The sequence below is a fragment of the Methylotenera sp. genome (assembly GCF_030684185.1).
In the GTDB taxonomy this organism is placed as follows: Bacteria; Pseudomonadota; Gammaproteobacteria; order Burkholderiales; family Methylophilaceae; genus Methylotenera.
Map to the genome: position 1 here is coordinate 1 of NZ_JAUXOY010000010.1, position 19,909 is coordinate 19,909.

At 43.4% G+C, this 19,909-nt stretch carries 16 protein-coding genes and 1 pseudogene; 10 read left to right on the forward strand and 7 right to left on the reverse strand.

Features of this window, described 5'->3' with window-relative positions:
• Positions 1–137: 137 nt before the first annotated feature.
• Positions 138–671 (reverse strand): annotated as a pseudogene (locus tag Q8J82_RS01420) (sulfate ABC transporter substrate-binding protein); the annotation flags it as partial.
• A gap of 313 nt (positions 672–984) precedes the next feature.
• On the opposite strand from Q8J82_RS01420, the gene epsC reads away from it, so the two are divergent.
• From epsC to Q8J82_RS01435, 3 genes are all read left to right on the forward strand, one after another.
• Positions 985–2,031 carry a serine O-acetyltransferase EpsC gene (gene epsC / locus Q8J82_RS01425; RefSeq protein WP_304908536.1) on the forward strand — a complete coding sequence of 349 codons (1,047 nt, stop codon included), beginning with the start codon at positions 985–987 and terminating at the stop codon, positions 2,029–2,031.
• Positions 2,032–2,113: 82 nt separating this feature from the next.
• Complete coding sequence (locus Q8J82_RS01430; protein WP_304908537.1) at positions 2,114–3,028, forward strand: family 2A encapsulin nanocompartment shell protein; 915 nt, start codon at positions 2,114–2,116, stop codon at positions 3,026–3,028.
• Positions 3,015–4,892: a family 2A encapsulin nanocompartment cargo protein cysteine desulfurase gene (locus Q8J82_RS01435; RefSeq protein WP_304908538.1), complete on the forward strand. Its 1,878-nt coding sequence runs from the start codon at positions 3,015–3,017 to the stop codon at positions 4,890–4,892. The genes Q8J82_RS01430 and Q8J82_RS01435 overlap by 14 nt, the downstream gene beginning before the upstream one ends.
• Positions 4,893–5,037: 145 nt before the next feature.
• On the opposite strand, the gene Q8J82_RS01440 is transcribed toward Q8J82_RS01435, so the two are convergent.
• The 6 genes from Q8J82_RS01440 to Q8J82_RS01465 all read right to left on the reverse strand — a co-directional run bounded on the left by Q8J82_RS01440 (position 5,038) and on the right by Q8J82_RS01465 (position 10,547).
• The gene (locus tag Q8J82_RS01440; RefSeq protein WP_305327633.1) at positions 5,038–6,309 is read right to left on the reverse strand and encodes a bifunctional O-acetylhomoserine aminocarboxypropyltransferase/cysteine synthase; all 1,272 of its coding nucleotides are present in this window, start codon (positions 6,307–6,309) and stop codon (positions 5,038–5,040) included.
• A gap of 37 nt (positions 6,310–6,346) precedes the next feature.
• Positions 6,347–6,988: a peroxiredoxin gene (locus tag Q8J82_RS01445; protein WP_305327634.1), complete on the reverse strand. Its 642-nt coding sequence runs from the start codon at positions 6,986–6,988 to the stop codon at positions 6,347–6,349.
• A 74-nt stretch (positions 6,989–7,062) separates the two neighbouring features.
• On the reverse strand, positions 7,063–7,407 hold the full coding sequence (locus Q8J82_RS01450) for a DUF2325 domain-containing protein (protein ID WP_304890721.1): 345 nt from the start codon (positions 7,405–7,407) through the stop codon (positions 7,063–7,065).
• A gap of 93 nt (positions 7,408–7,500) precedes the next feature.
• A complete protein-coding gene (locus Q8J82_RS01455; protein ID WP_304890720.1) occupies positions 7,501–8,511 on the reverse strand; it encodes a sulfate ABC transporter substrate-binding protein in 1,011 nt (336 codons plus the stop codon).
• A 143-nt stretch (positions 8,512–8,654) separates the two neighbouring features.
• Positions 8,655–10,226 carry an OprO/OprP family phosphate-selective porin gene (locus Q8J82_RS01460; protein ID WP_304890719.1) on the reverse strand — a complete coding sequence of 524 codons (1,572 nt, stop codon included), beginning with the start codon at positions 10,224–10,226 and terminating at the stop codon, positions 8,655–8,657.
• A gap of 66 nt (positions 10,227–10,292) precedes the next feature.
• On the reverse strand, positions 10,293–10,547 hold the full coding sequence (locus Q8J82_RS01465) for a YezD family protein (protein WP_304890718.1): 255 nt from the start codon (positions 10,545–10,547) through the stop codon (positions 10,293–10,295).
• A 307-nt stretch (positions 10,548–10,854) separates the two neighbouring features.
• Between Q8J82_RS01465 and rimP the strand changes: the two genes are divergently transcribed.
• The 7 genes from rimP (at position 10,855) to pnp (ending at position 19,786) form a co-directional block, all read left to right on the forward strand.
• The gene (rimP, locus tag Q8J82_RS01470; RefSeq protein ID WP_304890717.1) at positions 10,855–11,346 is read left to right on the forward strand and encodes a ribosome maturation factor RimP; all 492 of its coding nucleotides are present in this window, start codon (positions 10,855–10,857) and stop codon (positions 11,344–11,346) included.
• A gap of 86 nt (positions 11,347–11,432) precedes the next feature.
• On the forward strand, positions 11,433–12,899 hold the full coding sequence (nusA, locus tag Q8J82_RS01475; protein WP_304890725.1) for a transcription termination factor NusA: 1,467 nt from the start codon (positions 11,433–11,435) through the stop codon (positions 12,897–12,899).
• 138 nt (positions 12,900–13,037) lie between these two features.
• The gene (gene infB, locus Q8J82_RS01480) at positions 13,038–15,746 is read left to right on the forward strand and encodes a translation initiation factor IF-2 (protein ID WP_305252028.1); all 2,709 of its coding nucleotides are present in this window, start codon (positions 13,038–13,040) and stop codon (positions 15,744–15,746) included.
• Positions 15,746–16,108 (forward strand): 30S ribosome-binding factor RbfA, encoded by a 363-nt coding sequence (rbfA, locus tag Q8J82_RS01485; RefSeq protein ID WP_304891176.1) that lies wholly within the window; start codon positions 15,746–15,748, stop codon positions 16,106–16,108. Before infB ends, rbfA begins: the two co-directional genes overlap by 1 nt.
• A gap of 31 nt (positions 16,109–16,139) precedes the next feature.
• Entirely contained in the window at positions 16,140–17,048 is a 909-nt protein-coding gene (truB, locus tag Q8J82_RS01490; RefSeq protein ID WP_305327635.1) for a tRNA pseudouridine(55) synthase TruB, read from the forward strand.
• Positions 17,049–17,183: 135 nt separating this feature from the next.
• Positions 17,184–17,453, forward strand: a complete 270-nt coding sequence (rpsO, locus tag Q8J82_RS01495; RefSeq protein ID WP_304909453.1) for a 30S ribosomal protein S15 — start codon at positions 17,184–17,186, stop codon at positions 17,451–17,453.
• Between the two features lie 203 nt (positions 17,454–17,656).
• Positions 17,657–19,786 (forward strand): polyribonucleotide nucleotidyltransferase, encoded by a 2,130-nt coding sequence (gene pnp, locus Q8J82_RS01500; protein ID WP_304891295.1) that lies wholly within the window; start codon positions 17,657–17,659, stop codon positions 19,784–19,786.
• Positions 19,787–19,909: the final 123 nt, after the last annotated feature.

Genomic DNA, 19,909 nt, shown 5'->3' on the forward strand with positions numbered 1-19,909 from the left:
CATCATGCCACCATCATTCAGTGTGAAGGAGGCAGCTACCGAAGAAAATCATCTATGCAAAAACAGTAGTAAAAATCTCAGCGTCAACTAGACAAGATAATTGTCGCTGAACTGGACAAGATAGTTGACGCGCTACAAGCTTTAGTTTCGTCGCCGCCTTTTTTAATTACATAACCCCATGCGGCTAAATAGCTGTATTTACCATTGCCAGAAGTTTTTGGGTTGGGTATGACCACTGCTATGCCAGGCTTAACTAAATCATCCCAGTCTTTAATCTGCTTAGGGTTGCCTTTGCGTACCAAAAATACTGTTGTTGAACTCGTTGGCGAACTGGCGTAAGGCAGTCGTTTTTGCCAATCTTTAGGAATCAGTTTTGCACGGGTATACAGAATATCAATGTCTGGCGATTGGTTCATGGTAATGATGTCAGCTTCAAGGCCATCGGACACTGACCGCGCTTGCTTACTGGAGCCGCCATGAGATTGGTTGATGGTAACGGTTGCACCAGTTTTTTCTTTCCAATACTTTACAAATGCGCCATTAAAGTCTTTATAAAACTCTCGAGTCACATCGTATGAAACGTTGAGCAAACTATTTTCAGCCGCTATACTTAAAGATGAATATGCAGTTGAAGCAATCAATAAACTGATAAGAAGTGATTTTTTGAACATCTGAATAACCTTGTGTTGTAAATTTTAATACAGGCACTTTAATCAACAATTAAAATAATGTAAAAGAATTATAAATAATATGTATATTCTAAATTTACATATGAATAAATCTGCTTGCATGCAATCTTTTTTGTGGTGTATATTGGAAATAAGAAATTAGTTGGAATGAAGTTTGTTACAATCACTATTAATTAAAGAATATTTACCTAGTTAGCAGGTGCTGACCGGACAACCGGAAGCCAGCGTGTCGAGAGACCGCTGGCTTTTTGCATTTTTAAATCACTGAAAATATTAAGCAATAAAAGTAAAACTGATGAAAATAAATCAACATCATCTTATTGAAGACGCTGTTGCGTCTGCAATAACAAGCGATTTAGGCATTAGCCAAATTGTGACGCAGTTACGCAACCTGCGGCTGTCTTCATTAGAAATGAGAAGGCGGCGTGATAAGCCGCCCAAGCTACCGTCACGCAAAGCATTGCAAGGCGTGGTAGAGGGCTTGGCTGCAGCGCTGTTTCCTAATCGCTTGGGCTTGCCAGACTTAAAAGATGAAGGCATTGATTATTTTGTCGGGCATACGCTTGATGTGGCTTTGCGTGAACTTATTGCGCAAGTGAAGTTGGAGCTAAACTTTGTTGCAGACACTTATAATCAGTTAAGTAAAAATCAGCTAAACCAAAATCAGTCATTGAGCGACATCATCAAGTCGCCTATTGATATAGTCCGCGAGTTTGCAAAACAATTGCCTACCGTACGCCTGTTACTTGATACCGACATTAAGGCCGCTTTTGAGGGTGATCCTGCGGCCAGAAGTGTAGATGAAGTGTTGGTGTGTTATCCAGGTATTTTGGCGACGATTTATTATCGGCTAGCGCATGTGTTGCACGGCTTAGGTTTGTCTCTTATCGCACGCATGATGACCGAGCTTGCACATTCTGCAACGGGGATTGATATTCACCCGGGCGCTGTCATTGACGAGAGTTTTTTTATCGACCACGGTACAGGTGTGGTGATAGGCGAAACCGCCATTATAGGTAAACATGTGCGCATCTATCAGGCTGTCACGCTTGGCGCTAAACGATTTCCAACCGATGAAGACGGGCACCTGATTAAAGGCAATGCACGCCACCCGATTGTTGAAGATGATGTCGTTATATATGCTGGTGCTACGGTACTTGGACGTATTACGATTGGCCGCAGCTCATCCATTGGTGGCAATGTATGGCTCACGCGTAGCGTGCCTGAAGGCAGCAATATCACGCAGGCACAAACATTGGCCGCGCCTATAGACTCAAGCTCACATCACAAAAATTCGACAGAAGCTGGTAAACAAGCCAGCGAAATTCAGCCACATCATTAGCATCAATATTTTTTAAGATGTATTTTTTAAACCCTACTTTTTAACCAATAAATTCAACCAGAAAACTTACTAGGAGATTTACATGACAGACATTAACCATCAAACCGCATTGAGCGACGTCGCCGCACGGACGCTATCCAATGCCACCAAAACGGTGCCGATGCTCAGCACAATTACACCGCGCTGGTTGGTACATTTATTACAATGGGTTCCTGTTGAAGCTGGTATCTATCGTGTAAATAAAGCAAAAGACCCAAACGCGATTGAAGTAGATTGTTCTGCTAAAGATGAGCGTGAGTTGCCAGCGACATTTGTGGATTATGAGGAATGGGGTCGTGAGTATGTACTGAATGCTGTAAACACAGTGGTAGATGTACACACACGTGTTTCGGATCTTTATAGCAGCCCGCATAACCAAATCAAAGAGCAATTGCGCTTATCTATTGAAACGGTAAAAGAGCGCCAAGAAAGCGAATTGATTAACAATAAAGAATACGGCTTACTTAATAATATCGCTGACGCTCAAAAAGTAAAATCACGAACGGGCGCACCAACACCAGATGATTTGGATGAATTGCTGACCAAAGTTTGGAAAGAACCAGCTTTCTTCCTGGCCCACCCACAAGCCATTGCTGCATTCGGTCGTGAATGTACTCGCCGCGGCGTACCACCGCCAACTGTAGCCTTGTTTGGCTCACAATTTATCACATGGCGCGGTGTTCCGATTATCCCTTGCGATAAATTAAAGGTGACTAAAGGCAAAACTAATATCTTGCTTTTACGCACAGGTGAAAGCCGTCAAGGCGTGGTTGGTTTGTATCAGCCAAACTTGCCGGGCCAACAAAGCATGGGCTTGTCTGTACGCTTTATGGGTATCAACCACAAAGCCATTGCATCCTATTTAGTATCGCTCTATTGCTCTCTTGCTGTATTAACGGATGACGCTATTGCTGTGCTGGAAAATGTTGATGTAGGCAACTACTATGAGTACAAATAAACCATTTTCATCTGGTTTGGGCGATTTGTCTTCTTTTGAGCCAGAGGCATTGTTAGGCGCGCTGCCAGGTGAACATCCGCGCATGGCAGCAGTCTTAGCGCTGGGTAGGCAGGCCAGTGAGACTGGGCATTTGGATGTGGCAGAGCTAAGCCGTATTGCCAATGAAATTTATGCAGAAGGCTTTCCTGCAAGTTCTCCATTTTCTAGGCAAGATGACTTTCCGTCAAATGCATCGTTATCGCACATTGCCCATGATTCTGTTTTGCCAAGTTTAGGTACGCCAAAAAGCCCCTTAGAAATGCCAACGCCCTCGATTTTTTCGGGTGTGCCTAGCTTTGCATTTACTAAGCCAGACTTTGCAAATATTGAAGCCTTACAACTACGGCATTTGCCAGGCATTACAAGCGCATTACCTTTAACTGGTGATTTGGATGTAGAGCAGCTTTTAGGTGGATTGGATGTACCCTATCAATCAGAATTGAATCAATTACTAGGTGGATCATCTAGCGGCCATGCTGGCATTACCAGTGCCTGCTCTGGTAATTCTGCAAGCAATGCGAGCGCTAGTCCATATTATTTTTTACAGGACTCGCCGTTTAATCAAACCGCGCCATTGCCAGCGGCCGCCCATCCGCCATTTGATGCTAACTTAGTGCGTAAAGATTTTCCAATTTTGCGCGAACTGGTCAATGGACGGCCACTCATATGGTTTGATAATGCAGCCACGACGCAAAAACCGCAGGCAGTGATTGATAGAATTGCTTACTTTTATCAGCATGAAAATTCAAATATCCACCGTGCGGCACATGAACTTGCTGCGCGTGCGACAGATGCTTACGAAGAAGCGCGCGAAACAGTACGTCGTTTTATCAATGCGCCTTCGGTCGATAACATTATATTTGTGCGCGGCACGACTGAAGCAATTAACCTGGTAGCAAAAACCTGGGGTAAAAAGCATATTGGTGAAGGTGACGAAATTTTAATTTCACACCTCGAGCATCACGCTAATATCGTGCCTTGGCAGCAATTGTGCCAAGAAACAGGAGCAAAACTCAAAGTTGCCCCTGTGGACGATAGCGGCCAGGTATTGCTGTCTGAATACCAAAAGCTACTTACTTCACGTGTTAAATTGGTCTCGTTTACGCAAGTTTCAAATGCGCTCGGTACAGTGACGCCTGCTGCAGAGATGATACAAATGGCGCATCGTGCTGGTGCTAAAGTATTACTGGATGGCGCGCAGTCGGTGTCACACATGCGCTCAGACGTGCAGGCTTTAGATGCAGACTTTTTTGTGTTTTCAGGTCATAAGGTATTTGGTCCAACTGGTATTGGCGCGCTTTATGGTAAGCAGGAATTACTGGCTGATATGCCCGCATGGCAAGGTGGCGGCAATATGATTCAAGATGTGACGTTTGATAAAACCGTCTATCATGAAGCGCCCTCAAAGTTTGAAGCCGGTACGGGAAATATCGCCGATGCTGTGGGTATGGGTGCGGCTTTAGAGTATGTAGAGCGCATAGGGATTGATAACATTGCGCGCTATGAGCATGAGTTGCTAGAGTATGCAACGGCAGCGATGCAAAAAGTGCCAGGCTTGCACTTGGTGGGTATCGCTAAAGAAAAAGCCAGCGTATTATCTTTCACTCTTGATGGTTATAAGAGTGAAGAAGTTGGCGCGGCACTTAACCAGGAAGGTATTGCGGTACGTTCAGGCCATCATTGTGCACAGCCTATTTTGCGTCGTTTTGGCTTGGAAACAACCGTGAGACCCTCACTGGCTTTTTATAATACCCCGGCAGAAGTCGATGTGATGGTGAATGCTTTATTGCGTTTAACCTCACACAAAACACCTAGCGGGCTATAAGTAGTATAAAAAAATCCAGCGCCTGTACGTTAAATACAGGTGCCGGAATGAGCTAGGGAGATAACACCGCTTTGTTTTAAGTGTTAAGCGGCCACCACTTTTTCTTAACTTTCCAATAATTGCAATTTTGTTATACCTGTATCAGTTACACTTGCGCTAGCGCCTGCTCCAGATCTTCAATAATGTCTTCTACGTTTTCAATCCCTACCGATAACCGAACCATATCTTCACTCACGCCCGCTTTTTTAAGTTCTTCAGCATTCAGTTGACGATGCGTGGTGGTGGCTGGGTGACAGGCCAGGCTTTTTGTATCGCCTATATTGACCAAGCGTGTAATGAGTTTAAGCGCATCAATAAAACGCGTGCCGCCCTGTAAGCCATGTTCTACACCAAAGGTTAATATGCCTGATGCTTTGCCACTTAAGTATTTGTGCACCAATCCGTGTTCTGGGTGGTCAATTAAGCCTGCGTATTTAACCCATTTCACTTTGTCGTGTTGTTTTAAATATTGCGCAACGCGTAACGCATTGTCACTGTGGCGTTCTATGCGCAAGGCCAAGGTTTCCAGCCCTTGCAGAATGAGAAAAGTATTAAACGGGCTGAGTGCTGCGCCAGTATTGCGTAATGGCACAACCCGTGCACGGGCAATATAAGCTGCTGCGCCTAGCGCTTCCACATAATTAACGCCATGATAACTAGGGTCAGGTGTATTAAGGGTTGGGAAGCGCGCTTTGTGTTCACCCCAAGGGAATTTGCCACTATCAATAATAATGCCGCCAATCGAGTTGCCGTGGCCACCGATGTATTTGGTAAGTGAATGCACCACAATATCCGCACCGTGCTCAAACGGGCGATGCAAAATCGGTGTTGCAACCGTGTTGTCTACCACTACAGGCACGCCATGACGATGTGCAATTGCGCTAATCGCTTCAATATCTACAATGTTGCCTAACGGATTTCCTATGGATTCAGTAAAAACCAGCTTGGTTTTGTTATCAATAAGTTTTTCAAGCGCGGCAGGGTCGTGATAATCAAAAAAGCGTACTTCAATGCCTTGTTTAGGCAGGGTGTGAGCAAATAAATTATATGTGCCACCATACAACGTTGAAATTGCCACAATGTTATCGCCAGCCTCGGCGATAGTTTGTATGGCATAGGTAATGGCCGCCATGCCAGAAGCTACCGCCAGTGCGCCGATGCCGCCTTCCAATTGCGCCAGTCTTTGCTCAAGCACTGAAGTTGTCGGGTTCATAATGCGCGTGTAGATATTACCTTGTACTTTCAGGTCAAATAAATCCGCCCCATGCTGGGTGCTATCAAATGCGTACGAAGTGGTTTGATAGATAGGCACCGCAACCGCTTTGGTTGTCGAGTCCGGGCTGTAACCCGCGTGTATGGCTAATGTTTCTAGTTTCATTATGATCCCTGATGTATTCAGTAAATTGTTTGAAAGTTTATTTGTTCGGTTGAGGTGTAAATCTTAAATAAGGCTTTATTGATCTAAATCCTTTTGGAAACTTGCTGATTAACACATTTGGGTCAGTGATTGAAGGCAGAATCACCACATCGTCGCCATCTTTCCAATTTGCTGGCGTGGCAACGCTGTGATACTCGGTTAATTGCAATGAATCAATCACACGCAGAATCTCGTTAAAATTGCGCCCAGTGCTGGCTGGGTAAGTTAATATGAGTCGTATCTTTTTGTTAGGGTCTATCACATGCACAGAGCGCACCGTGTTTGTGGTGCTGGCATTCGGGTGAATCAAGTCATATAGTACGGAAACTTTTCTATTCGCATCTTCTAATATAGGAAAATTAACAACAGTCGATTGCGTTTCGTTAATGTCTTTAATCCAGCCTAGGTGAGAAGCTACCGAGTCTACCGATAGTGCAATGGCTTTGACATTACGTTTTTTAAATTCATTAGCCAATCTTGCTGTGACACCAAGCTCTGTGGTGCAAACTGGCGTAAAGTCGGCAGGGTGAGAGAATAATATCCCCCAGCTATTTCCCAGCCAGCTATGAAAGCCAATAACGCCAATGCTTGATTCCTGAATAAAGTCAGGTGCAGTATCACCTAATCGCAGTGTGGCCATTTGCTAAATCCTTAAGTGCTAAATTTGCCCATACTGTTGACAGGGCAATTGAATGAAAGTGTATTGCAGAAAAATTAATGCAGTGAATTTGAGTAAGCAATCGATGAGTGTTCACAATCACTCTCCAATTCAAAATCAGAGCCAGATTTTACTAGGCGATTGTGTAATGCCGTTGCGCCGTTAGGCGTATAAATCACTTTGATGCCGCGCCTGATGGCGCTTCTTTTTATTTTATGGGTAATGGAGTGGCTAATCCAATTGGTGATTAGCACGATGATTTTGGTGTCTAGCGGAATCACTTTGTTGCTGTCGCCAGATTTACGGCCTGACCAATGGTTGATCTGATCAACTCCATGATTGTTGAGTACTTGTTTGATGCCATCAATCTGGTCACCACCTACAATTAAAACTGAACTCATGGTAAGAGCCTCCTGTTAAGATGCAGCGCCAGATTTTGTCTAGCGCTGCGTCCGTATTAAACAACTAATTTAATAAATTAAATAACTATATAATTATTTTTGATAGATCTGGTCGAATGTACCGCCATCAGAAAAGTGTGTTTTTTGCGCTTTTTGCCAACCGCCAAATACGTCATCAATTTTAATCAAGTTCACTTTTGGAAATTGGCTGGCATATTTTTCAGCATATTTAGGGTTAGTTGGACGATAGTAATGTTTACCAGCAAGATCTTGGCCTTCTTCAGAGTAGAGATACTCTAAATAAGCTTGCGATACTTCACGGGTTTTACGCTTATCAACAGTTTTGTCGATAATAGTCACTGGTGGTTCAGCAAGGATAGATAATGAAGGCACAATGATTTCAAATTTATCCGGACCTAACTCTTTTAAAGCCAGAAACGCTTCGTTTTCCCAAGAGATGAACACGTCACCAATGCCACGTTCTACGAAAGTGGTGGTAGATCCACGTGCGCCAGAGTCAAGCACAGGCACATTGTTAAATAATTTTTTAACAAAATCTTTTGCTTTAGCATCATCGTTATTGTTATGTTTCAACGCATACGCCCAGGCAGCCAAGTAGTTCCAGCGTGCACCGCCCGATGTCTTAGGGTTAGGCGTAATCACAGAAACTCCCGGTTTAATTAAGTCATCCCAGTCTTTGATTTTCTTTGGGTTGCCTTTACGCACCAGCAATACAATGGTTGAAGTGTATGGCGAGCTGTTATTGCCTAAACGTGTTTGCCAGTTCTTTGGAATCAATTTGGCTTTTTCGTGAATCGCATCAATATCGTAAGCCAAAGCAAGCGTTACAACATCTGCTGGCAAGCCATCAATCACTGAGCGCGCTTGTTTACCTGCGCCGCCATGCGACTGTTTGATGGTAACTTTATCGCCCGTTTTCGCTAACCAGTATTTAGCAAAAGCGGCATTAAATTCCGTGTAAAGCTCACGGGTTGGGTCGTAAGAAACGTTTAGAATTTCAACGTCTTTTGCAATAGCTGATATCGGAGCCGTTGCGCCAAACACTGCTGAAAGCAATGCAATGGCTAAAAGTGTTTTTTTCATGTGTAATCCTTAATTAATTGAATGCTGTGAAACTTTTAATCGATATTCAGTGAAAATATTTCATTTTCTTTCACGTTAAATCTTTTCTGCTTTTTTCATCCCTTAGCTAAAAAGTCTAGTAAGGAATGAGTTGGTTGCTTTGTTTAGAAGGCTACTTGGAATCGAGCTAACAATGCGTTCTCACTTTCGCGGTCACGAATATTTGAACCTGAGCCGTTTACGGCTGTAGTGCCTACACCTGCACCGCCGTCAAAATTGGTATGCGAGTAATTCAATGCAATTTTTGCGTTGCTATTTAAGTACCAATTCACGCCTGCCACCCAAGATTTGGCTGATTTAGCACTGGTTGATAAGTCAGCGTATGCTCCAGTAAATAATGAGCCAGCAGGATTTTTGAAGGTGTCGTCATCTAAGTTAATTTCACTGTAACGCGCCACTAACTCCCAAGCACCCCAGCCGCCTTTGTCTAAATCAAAGTCACTCTTTGGCTTAACGCCTTTGAATGAAGCATCTTCACCAGTGATGAGGTATGAAGTCGCAATTTGCCAAGCGTCGTGATTAAGCTTTTTGTTGCTGCCAGCGGTAAATGCTGTATTAGTCCCGGCACCACCAGCTGCTGGTGAACCGCCCGTTGTTAAGCTTACGTCTTGGCTTACACGTGCGTATTCTGCAATCACACCAAAAGGACCATTGTAGAAATTAGCTTGTGGTGACACACGGAAGCGTTTCCCGTCAGCAACGGCAGCTGAACTGTATCTAAAGAAAGTTTGCTGACCATCTGAAACATAACTCGGCAAGCCATTGCGGGTCGCGTCTGCTGAAGAGGTGTCAGTAAAGTTTAAGTTCTTTTCGCCAGTAAAGTCTGTATAAGTAGCACCAATACCAAAACCTAAACCCGCCAGTGCAGAAGTCGAATCATTGAACGGTGTAGCAAATAAACGTGCTGTGTATTCGCGCTCCCCGTTATATTCTGTACCTGTACTTATATTGCCGCCATCATTCACACCATTCACAATACCCACACCATAGTTAAGTTTATTACCTAATACATCACCTGAAATAGTTACCCCTAAATCGCGGTTTGGCAGAATAGCGTTAGTCACATAGCTACGCTCTATAAATTTGATGTCGCCACCACCTTGCAGACGCTCAAGACCGACAATACTCTTTTGTTTACCCGCACGAATTTTAAATGCCGGGTTTAAATTCGCTTCTATATAAGCATCGACAGCTGAAGCACTGCCGCCTGCAAATTCAGGTGTGAAGCGGAAGCCATATTTACCCACTTTACCTTCAATGGTTGGACGTACGCGGCGAAGTAAAGAAGTGTCTTCGGCGTCATGAAAGCCGTTAGCATCAAGGTCGCCAGCTCGCTGATTAGAGCGATTACGCACATCATTAGCCCCGTCAAAATAATGGCGATGATCTGCTTGCACTAACCCTCTAAACTTAATTTCGTTTTTGCCATCCGCTGAGCCAAATGAAAAGCCGCTGCTGCTAGCTTTTACTACTGGTGTTTCTTTTTTTGCTTTTGCAGCATCTTCTTCGCCAATTTCGCCTTTGCGCGCCAGTATTTTAACTTGCTGGCTAAGTTCTTGTACCAAACCGCGCAGCTCTTCAAGCTCTTTGCTGTCGTTAGCACTTGCGGTGATTGGCAGTGAAATAATGCCGCTGGCTAGCAGCACAGTGGCGAATTTTGTAAATTTGAATTGCATGTGTATCTCCCGATGAAAGCTTCCAGCCTACTGGTCAGCTCATGTATTAAAGATTTTAAGAATCTCTTATTTAACCGCTGCTTTAGCAGTAGGCACAGATCTGGCATTGTCTTGAGTAAACCTAAGTTTTTCCCGCTTTTCAATTTGTGTTACACGTCCTTCATGCAGCACGATTTCAACCGAGCCAAAACCAGAGCCATGTTTAAGCTCTTCCACAGCACGCAGAATCTCTTGCGAAAAATCACGATTATTTTCTGATGCGTTTCGGCTTGAGTTCTGAACACTCGAGTTGTGAAGATTAGTACTCTGAATAACTGACATGGCTTATCTCAAATCTGTTTAACAAATATCAAGGCATGCACTATAAAAGCTTTTTTTAACAATTAAAAAGAATTGTTTTTTATAAATTTATAACTAAAACGAATATAGAGGGATATTTGAATGATTAGTCCGGCATTGGCGCGATATTTAAGTTAAAGGCAACTTTTTATACGTAGTGTTTCCAATTCATTGAATTGATAGGTATAATGCTATGAGAATTTTTCGATGGGCTTTGTGCCCATTTTTTGTTTCTGCAACTTACGCAAACGATTGCGGGGCTGCAGCAGAGGAATAGGGTTGAGTAAACATGCAAGATTTGCATACGTTGATAGAGAAATCGGTAAGCCAGTTAGGCTATGAACTTGTTGATTTAGAGATTTCTAATCGAGGCAAATTGTTGCGCGTTTTCATTGACAAGCTAAACCCTGCGGATATTAAAGATAGCGTTAACATTGATGATTGCTCTTTGGTAAGTAATCAGCTGGGTAACTTGCTGGCGGTTGAAAATGATATTGATTACGACCGCCTGGAGGTTTCATCTCCGGGGATGGATCGGGTATTAAAAAAAGAAGCGGACTTTATCCGTTTTATTGGTGAACGTGCCACGGTTAAGTTGCGTGTGCCTGTCATTGAGTTGGTAGTGAGCGCTAAAGGTAAAGAAGAAAAAGTAACAAAAAAGAACTTTTTAGGCTTGATACGTGGTGTGGAAGCTGACGAGTTGTTGCTGGAGTGTGAGGGTGTTATCAATAAGATTACACTTGCCAACATTGATAAGTCGCGCTTAAGCCCGGTTTTTTAAAGCGAAAATTTAAAATATAGTTTTTTAATATTAAGAATTTAATGAAATAAAGCAGTTAATCTGCAATTTATAGTCGGAGATAGATGATGAGTCGTGAAATTTTATTATTGGTAGATGCATTGGCGCATGAAAAAAATGTGAGTAAAGAGGTAATCTTTACTGCGCTTGAGCTTGCCTTGGCGTCAGCCACCAAGAAAAAACATCATGATGATGCCGATATTCGCGTATCTATCGATCGTGAAACTGGTGATTATGAAACATTCAGGCGCTGGCACTATGTAGATTATGATTTGCTGGAAAACTCGGCTTATCAAATCGATGAAGAGAGTGAGCATGCTAAAGGCTTGAATATTGGTGATTATTACGAAGAGCCGTTAGAAAGTATCGAGTTCGGTCGTATTGGCGCACAAGCTGCTAAACAAGTGATTTTACAAAAAGTACGCGAAGCTGAGCGCGAGCAAATTCTGGAAGACTTTTTAGCGCGTGATGAAAAGCTGGTCACAGGCGTGATTAAGCGCATGGAAAAAGGTAATGCGATTATTGAAGTGGGTCGTATTGAGTCTTTATTGCCACGTGAGCAAATGATTCCAAAGGAAAACTTGCGTGTGGGTGACCGTGTGCGTGCTTATTTGTCACGTATCGAACGTGGTGGCCGTGGTCCGCAGTTAATATTGTCTAGAATCACGCCTGATTTCTTAGTGCGATTATTTGAATTAGAAGTACCGGAAATTGAAGAAGGTTTGTTAGAGATACGTGCGGCGGCTCGTGATCCTGGTTTGCGTTCAAAAATCGCTGTTAAATCAAATGACCAGCGTATTGATCCGGTGGGCACCTGTGTTGGTATGCGCGGCTCACGCGTTCAGGCGGTAACTGGCGAACTGGCTGGCGAGCGCGTGGATATCGTGTTGTGGAGCATGGAGCCTGCACAGTTTGTGATTAACGCAATGTCGCCTGCAGAAGTTTCCAGCATTATGGTGGATGAAGATGCGCACAGTATGGATGTGGTCGTGGACGAAGAGCAGTTGGCATTAGCTATCGGCCGTAATGGTCAGAATGTGCGCTTAGCTTCAGAACTAACCGGCTGGACATTAAATATCTTAACGGTAGACCAGGCGGCACAGAAAAACCAGGACGAGTTTGCTGGTGTGAGTCAGTTATTCATGGAAAAACTGGATGTGGATGCAGAAGTTGCTGAAATTCTGGTGCAAGAAGGCTTTAGTACATTGGAAGAAATTGCTTATGTGCCTCTGGCTGAGATGAACGAAATCGAGGCGTTTGATGAAGATACCATTGAAGAGCTACGTAAGCGCGCGCGTGCAGCATTGTTAACAGAGGCGATTGCCAAAGAAGAAAAAGTTGAAGAAGCTGCTGAAGATTTGCTGGCTATGGAAGGTATGGATGATGCAACTGCAAATCTGTTGGCTGCAAAAGGCGTGGCTACTATGGATGATTTAGCTGAGTTGGCCGTGGATGAGTTGGTAGAGCTTACTCAAATGGATGCGGAACGTGCAAAAACGTTGATTATGACTGCGCGCGCACCTTGGTTTAAATAAGGCTGGTTTAAATAAGGCTGGTTTAAATATCAGTGATTTAAAAAAAGTTTAAATCAACAGAGTTTAGAATAGCGCAATACAAGAAATAAGCTGTAAAGCTAGGCAATAAAGCTTAGGAAAGAATACTGGAGCAACAAGATGGCACAAACAACCGTAGAACAATTTGCTGGCGAATTAAAGCTACCAACAGCACTGCTATTAGAGCAGCTAAATAGTGCTGGCGTGCATAAATCAACAGCTGAAGATCATTTGAGTGAAAGTGATAAAACAGCATTGTTGGAACATTTACGCAAAGAGCACGGTACGCTTGCGCCAAAAAATAAAATTACCTTGACGCGTAAATCAAGCACAGAAATCAAAAAAACTGACAACACGGGCAGAGCGCGCACTATTCAAGTCGAGGTGCGTAAGAAACGTGTTATTGAACAGCGCGATGAGCAGGATTTGGTTGAGAATACAGAAACCCCGCCAGTTTTAGTTGAGCAGGAGGTTGAGACGCTAATTGAGAGCGTTGTGCCAGTTGAGGTTGCCGTTGAGGCGCCGCCAGCCGTTGTTGAAGTGGCAGAGGTGACTGTAGAGACTAAAGAAGTTGAGGCATTGCCGGAAGTTGCCGAGCCAGTCGTCGTTGAAAAACCTGTAGTAGTGGAAGTGGTAAAAACGATTAGCCGTAAAGATTTATTGGGCGAAGAGGAAATTGCCCTGCGTGAGCGCGAAGCTAAGCGTCATTCAGCGTTGGCAGCGATGCAAGCAGAAGATAAGCGTAAAAAAGAAGAAATGGCTCAACGCCGTCTAGATGAAGAGGCTAGAAAGCTTGCTGAAGCGGAAGCTGCGAAAGTAAAAGCTGCAAAATTATCTGAAGGCACTTTGCATAAGCCGGTTGCTAAAGAAGGTGTAGCAAAACCGGTAGCAAAAGAAGCGAAAAAAGGTAAAAGCAATAATAAAGAGTGGACAGATGCAGAGAACAAAAAACGTGGTTTAAAAACACGCGGTGATATTACAGCGGGTAAACCAGGCTGGCGCGCGCCTAAAGGCAAGCATAGACATCAGGATGATGATGCACAGCATGCATTTAATGCACCTACAGAAGCCATTGTGTATGAAGTATTAGTGCCGGAAACAATTACCGTAGCTGAGCTGGCTCATAAAATGGCGGTTAAATCAGGTGAAGTGATTAAAACGCTGATGGGCATGGGCATGATGGTGACGATTAACCAAGTACTAGACCAGGAAACTGCAATTATTATTGTAGAAGAAATGGGTCATAAAGCTAAGGCTGCGGCACCGAACGATCCTGATGCATTTGTAGAAGAAGTCGAACACGCAGCTGCAATCATGGAAGCGCGCCCACCTGTAGTGACAGTGATGGGTCACGTTGACCATGGTAAAACTTCGCTACTTGACTATATTCGTCGTAGTCGCGTGGCTTCAGGCGAAGCGGGTGGTATTACCCAGCATATTGGCGCTTACCACGTAGAAACGCCACGCGGTATGGTGACGTTTTTGGACACGCCAGGCCATGAAGCCTTTACTGCCATGCGTGCACGTGGTGCAAAAGCAACCGATGTGGTAATTCTGGTGGTTTCTGCCGACGATGGCGTGATGCCACAGACCATTGAAGCGATTCACCACGCCAAAGCGGCGGGTGTGCCGCTGGTTGTTGCCATCAATAAAATTGATAAGCCTGGTGCTGAGCCTGAACGTGTAAAAATGGAGCTGGTAGCGCAAGAAGTGGTGCCAGAAGACTTTGGTGGCGAAGTGATGTTCAGGGAAGTTTCAGCTAAGACAGGTAAAGGTATTGATGAGCTGTTAGAAGCCGTGCTTCTGCAAGCGGAAATATTAGAACTGCAAGCGCCTAAAAATACCCCGGCAAAAGGCTTGGTGATTGAAGGTCGTTTAGATAAGGGTCGCGGCCCGGTAGCAACTATATTAGTCACGTCTGGTACATTAAAACGTGGCGACATGATACTTGCAGGCACTACTTTCGGTAAAGTGCGCGCGATGCTGGATGAGTCTGGTAAAGAGATTCAAGAAGCTGGTCCATCAATACCAGTGGAAATTCAAGGTTTGTCTGACGTGCCAAGTGCTGGTGAAGAAGTAATCGTGCTAAATGATGAGCGTAAAGCACGTGAAATTGCCAACTTCCGTCAAGGTAAATTCCGTGATGTGAAGTTAGCTAAACAGCAAGCTGCAAAACTTGAAAATATGTTTGACCAAATGGGTGATGGCGCATCACAACAAACCTTAGGTCTAATCATTAAATCTGACGTACAAGGTTCATATGAAGCGTTGGCTACCAGTCTACAAAAGCTGTCTACTGCTGAAGTTAAAGTTAACATCATTCACACAGGTGTAGGTGCAATCAGTGAGTCTGATGTGAATCTGGCAGCGGCATCTAAGGCTGTGTTGATTGGCTTTAATGTGCGTGCTGATTCTGGTGCGCGTAAACTGATTGAAAGCTTGGGCATTGATGTGCGTTACTACAACATTATTTATGAAGCTGTTGATGAGATTAAAGCTGCGCTTGGTGGCATGTTGGCACCAGAGCAAAAAGAAAGCATGATCGGTACTGTTGAGATTCGTGAAGTATTCCGTATTTCTAAAGTAGGCGCGATTGCTGGTTGTTATGTGCAAGATGGTATGATTAAGCGTAACTCAAGAGTACGTGTATTACGCAACAATGTGATTATTCATACTGGTGAGCTGGATTCGCTCAAGCGCTTTAAAGATGATGTAAAAGAAGTGAAAAATAACTTTGAATGCGGATTGTCTCTGAAGAACTTTAACGATATTGAAGTGGGTGATATTTTAGAAGTGTATGAGATTGTAGAAGTGGCGCGTACTCTGTAATGGCTAAAGAGTTCTCTCGAAGTCACCGCGTGGCGGAACAAATGCAGCGCGAGCTTGCAGACTTGCTACAGTTTGAGGTTAAAGATCCGCGTGTTGGCATGGTCACTGTGACTGCTGTAGAAGTCACTGGCGACATGGCACACGCCAAGATTTTCTACAGCGCAGCAAAGGCGAGCGAAAGCATGCAGCAAGGTTTAGAAAAGTCAGCTGGCTTTTTACGCACACAACTGGCTAAACGCATGTTGCTACGCACTGTTCCGCAGTTACATTTTGTGTATGATGCTTCAATAGATAATGGCATGATGATGTCAAAATTGATTGATGAAGCGTTAGCCACAAATCCTGATAAGTCCAAAAAATAACTTTAACTTCTAGCTATAAGAAGCCAGTTTCTTGCAGTTCAAAAGACCAAAAAAAAATATTAATGGCGTATTGCTACTTGATAAGCCGCTCGGCTTTTCTAGTAATCAGGCATTGCAAAAAATAAAGTGGCTATATCAAGCTGCTAAAGCAGGCCACACAGGCACACTAGACCCATTGGCAACAGGTTTGCTGCCGCTTTGTTTTGGTGAGGCTACCAAATTTGCTCACTATTTAACTGATGCAGATAAAACCTATTTCGCAACATTGAAGTTAGGTGAGACTACCAATACAGGTGATGCAGAAGGTGAAGTTTTATCAACACAACCCGTCAATGTAAGTCAGGCGCAATTTGCAGAAGTATGCCGGCAGTTTGTTGGCAAAATCAGCCAAATTCCTCCTATGTATTCAGCGTTAAAGCATGAAGGAAAGGCGCTGTATGAATATGCACGTGCCGGAGTAGAGATTGAACGTAAAGAGCGCTTCATTACCATCCACAGTATTACGCTAAATTCTTTTGAACAAGATGTGGCATCTATCACAGTGACTTGCACAAAAGGCACGTATATAAGGACGTTGGCCGAAGATATTGGCAAAAAACTTGGTTGCGGCGCGCATTTAATTGGTTTGCGTAGAACGCAGACTGCCAATTATCAAATCGCACAAAGCATCACTTTAGAGCAATTTGAAGCAATGTCTGAAGCGCAACGGATAGCTGCTTTACTTCCGCCAGACAGCGCAGTGTTGGCTCTTCCAGCCATGACATTGGATGAAGATAGCACTTTTTATTTGCAACGAGGGCAGGCTGTGTGGCAAAGCGGCGCAATTCCACAAGGTTTAATAAGATTGTATAGCGAGAATCAAGTTTTTTTAGGGCTAGGTGAGCAGCAAAGTGACGGCAAAATCGCGCCGAAACGCTTGATTGTTGATAAAGACGGGTGAACGTCAGGCTAATAATGCAAATAGTGTAAAAAGTCATTGATAAATCATTGATTTATCATTAAAATGCGCAGTTCATGTAAATGAATGTCTTGGTGGGTTTTCTGCTTAGGCATTGACGCTAATTAAGGAAAAAAAATGGCAATTACAGCTGTAGATACCGCAAAAATCGTTAAAGAATATCAACGTGCTCCAAATGATACCGCTAGCCCAGAAGTGCAGGTTGCGCTTTTAACTAGCCGCATTACCTACTTAACTGAGCATTTTAAATCTAACAAAAAAGATAATCACTCACGTCGTGGTTTGTTAGCATTAGTAAGTCAACGTCGTAGTTTGCTAGATTATTTAAAACGTAAAGATTCAAGTCGCTATCAAACATTGATTGAGCGTTTGAGCTTACGTAAGTAATTTTTATAAAAGTGACTTCTTGTTAATATTAAGTTCGCTTTTGTAATTATAAGAAAAGCCGATTGCATGGTGATATGCGTCGGCTTTTTTCATGGCTAAAATATAAAGCCAAAAAATATCACAGTAATTTTTAGTCATTGAGATAAAACTAGCTGTTATTGGGTAGTGAATAACAGCTTTTTGATAAGATAAAGGAAAAAATAATGTTTAATAAAGTTACAAAAAGTATTCAATACGGTGCGCATACGCTCACCCTTGAAACAGGTGAAATCTCACGTCAGGCAGACGCTGCAGTGATGGTGAGTTATGGCGATACTGTTGTGTTAGTTGCGGTAACAAGTAAAAGTGAAGTAAAAGCAGGCCAGGATTTCTTTCCATTGACTGTAGATTACATGGAAAAAACCTATGCCGCAGGTAAAATTCCTGGTGGTTTCTTTAAGCGTGAAGGCCGTCCTTCAGAAAAAGAAACATTAACAAGTCGTTTAATTGACCGTCCATTACGCCCTCTATTTCCAGAAGCGTTCTACAATGAAGTGCAAGTAGTAGCAACTGTGTTGTCGTCAGACCCTGAAATTGATGCGGATATTCCGGCGATTATTGGTGCTTCTGCAGCCATGTCTTTATCTGGCATTCCATTTTTCGGCCCATTAGGCGCAGCGCGTGTAGGCTACATCAATGAGGAATATGTACTTAACCCAACAAAAGCTCAATTAGCAGAAACTGAGTTGGATTTAGTAGTAGCTGCCACTGAAACAGCTGTGATGATGGTGGAATCTGAAGCTAAAGAGCTTTCAGAAGAAATCATGCTAGGTGCTGTAGTGTATGGTCACGAGCAAATGCAAGCAGTCATTAAATTGATTGGCGAGTTAACTGCTGAAGCAGGTAAAGACGCTTGGGATTGGGTTGCACCTGAGCCAGATACTGCACTAATTGAAAAAGTAGCTGGTTTAGCTGCTGCTGATATCAACGCTGCATTCCAAATTAAAGCCAAAGGTGCACGTTCAGCTAAGCTGGAAGAAATTACAAATCGCGTATTGAGCGAGTTGATTACTGAAGAAACTTCTACTACAGAAGCGAACAAAATTAAAACTGAAATCTTTAATTTAGAAGCTAAAACTGTGCGTAGCCAAATTTTAAATGGCGAACCACGTATTGATGGTCGTGACACCCGTACTGTTCGTCCAATTAGCATCCGCACAGGCGTATTGCCACGCACACATGGCTCTGCATTGTTCACACGTGGTGAAACGCAAGCTTTAGTGGTTGCAACATTAGGTACAGGCCGAGATGAACAAGTGATTGATGCGCTACAAGGCGAGTTTAAAGACCGCTTTATGCTGCATTACAATATGCCTCCGTACGCGACTGGTGAAACTGGTCGCGTGGGTACACCTAAACGCCGTGAAATTGGCCATGGTCGATTGGCAAAACGTGCGCTAATCGCAGCATTGCCAGATCAAGAAGATTTTGATTACACGATGCGCGTGGTTTCTGAAATTACAGAATCTAACGGCTCTAGTTCAATGGCTTCAGTATGTGGTGGCTGCTTAGCCCTAATAGACGCAGGCGTGCCGATGAAAAACCACGTGGCTGGTATTGCCATGGGCTTGATTAAAGAAGGCAACCGCGTTGCGGTGCTGACTGACATTTTAGGTGATGAAGATCATCTAGGTGACATGGACTTTAAAGTAGCAGGTACAGAAGATGGTATTACAGCACTGCAAATGGACATCAAAATCACAGGTATTACTGCACAAATTATGCAGGTGGCATTAGCACAAGCTAAAGAAGGCCGTACGCACATTTTAGGTATCATGAAAACGGCAATGAGCACGGCTAACACTGAAATGTCAGCCTTTGCACCACGTATTATCGTGATGAAAATTAACCCTGAAAAAATTCGTGATGTAATTGGTAAAGGTGGCGCAGTGATTCGTGCGCTCACTGAAGAAACTGGCACAAGCATTGATATTACTGAAGACGGTACAGTGAAAATTGCTTGCACTAGCTCAGAACAAGGCGCTGAAGCACAACGTCGTATTGCTGAGATTACAGCGGAAGTTGAAATTGGTAATGTGTATGAAGGTACTGTGCTTAAGTTACTTGATTTTGGTGCGATTGTATCGCTGATTCCAGGTAAAGATGGCCTGTTGCACATTTCTCAAATCGCGCATCAACGTGTAAATGCGGTGAGTGATTTCTTAAAAGAAGGTGATGTTGTGAAAGTGAAAGTTGTAGAAGCTGATGAAAAAGGCCGTGTGCGTTTAAGTATGAAGGCTTTGATTGAAGCGCCTGTAGCTGAAGCGAAAGCAGAAACAGAAGCAGACGAATAAGCTGTACAAAGGTAAGTAATAAAAAAAGCCCGCGAAAGCGGGTTTTTTTTATAAAAATTCTAGCGTTCACAATGAAGTATTCATTTCAATTCTTCAGACATCGGCATTAATTTATATTTTAGT

What these genes read in the sequence shown, in the direction of transcription:
- infB (WP_305252028.1), top strand. Translation starts at nt 13,038, where the DNA reads ATGGCACAAACAACCGTAGAACAATTTGCTGGCGAATTAAAGCTACCA.
- rpsO (WP_304909453.1), top strand. Translation starts at nt 17,184, where the DNA reads ATGGCAATTACAGCTGTAGATACCGCAAAAATCGTTAAAGAATATCAA.
- epsC (WP_304908536.1), top strand. Translation starts at nt 985, where the DNA reads ATGAAAATAAATCAACATCATCTTATTGAAGACGCTGTTGCGTCTGCA.
- Q8J82_RS01465 (WP_304890718.1), bottom strand. Translation starts at nt 10,547, where the DNA reads ATGTCAGTTATTCAGAGTACTAATCTTCACAACTCGAGTGTTCAGAAC.
- Q8J82_RS01440 (WP_305327633.1), bottom strand. Translation starts at nt 6,309, where the DNA reads ATGAAACTAGAAACATTAGCCATACACGCGGGTTACAGCCCGGACTCG.
- Q8J82_RS01450 (WP_304890721.1), bottom strand. Translation starts at nt 7,407, where the DNA reads ATGAGTTCAGTTTTAATTGTAGGTGGTGACCAGATTGATGGCATCAAA.
- rimP (WP_304890717.1), top strand. Translation starts at nt 10,855, where the DNA reads ATGCAAGATTTGCATACGTTGATAGAGAAATCGGTAAGCCAGTTAGGC.
- Q8J82_RS01435 (WP_304908538.1), top strand. Translation starts at nt 3,015, where the DNA reads ATGAGTACAAATAAACCATTTTCATCTGGTTTGGGCGATTTGTCTTCT.
- nusA (WP_304890725.1), top strand. Translation starts at nt 11,433, where the DNA reads ATGAGTCGTGAAATTTTATTATTGGTAGATGCATTGGCGCATGAAAAA.
- Q8J82_RS01460 (WP_304890719.1), bottom strand. Translation starts at nt 10,226, where the DNA reads ATGCAATTCAAATTTACAAAATTCGCCACTGTGCTGCTAGCCAGCGGC.
- Q8J82_RS01430 (WP_304908537.1), top strand. Translation starts at nt 2,114, where the DNA reads ATGACAGACATTAACCATCAAACCGCATTGAGCGACGTCGCCGCACGG.
- Q8J82_RS01445 (WP_305327634.1), bottom strand. Translation starts at nt 6,988, where the DNA reads ATGGCCACACTGCGATTAGGTGATACTGCACCTGACTTTATTCAGGAA.
- Q8J82_RS01455 (WP_304890720.1), bottom strand. Translation starts at nt 8,511, where the DNA reads ATGAAAAAAACACTTTTAGCCATTGCATTGCTTTCAGCAGTGTTTGGC.
- pnp (WP_304891295.1), top strand. Translation starts at nt 17,657, where the DNA reads ATGTTTAATAAAGTTACAAAAAGTATTCAATACGGTGCGCATACGCTC.
- rbfA (WP_304891176.1), top strand. Translation starts at nt 15,746, where the DNA reads ATGGCTAAAGAGTTCTCTCGAAGTCACCGCGTGGCGGAACAAATGCAG.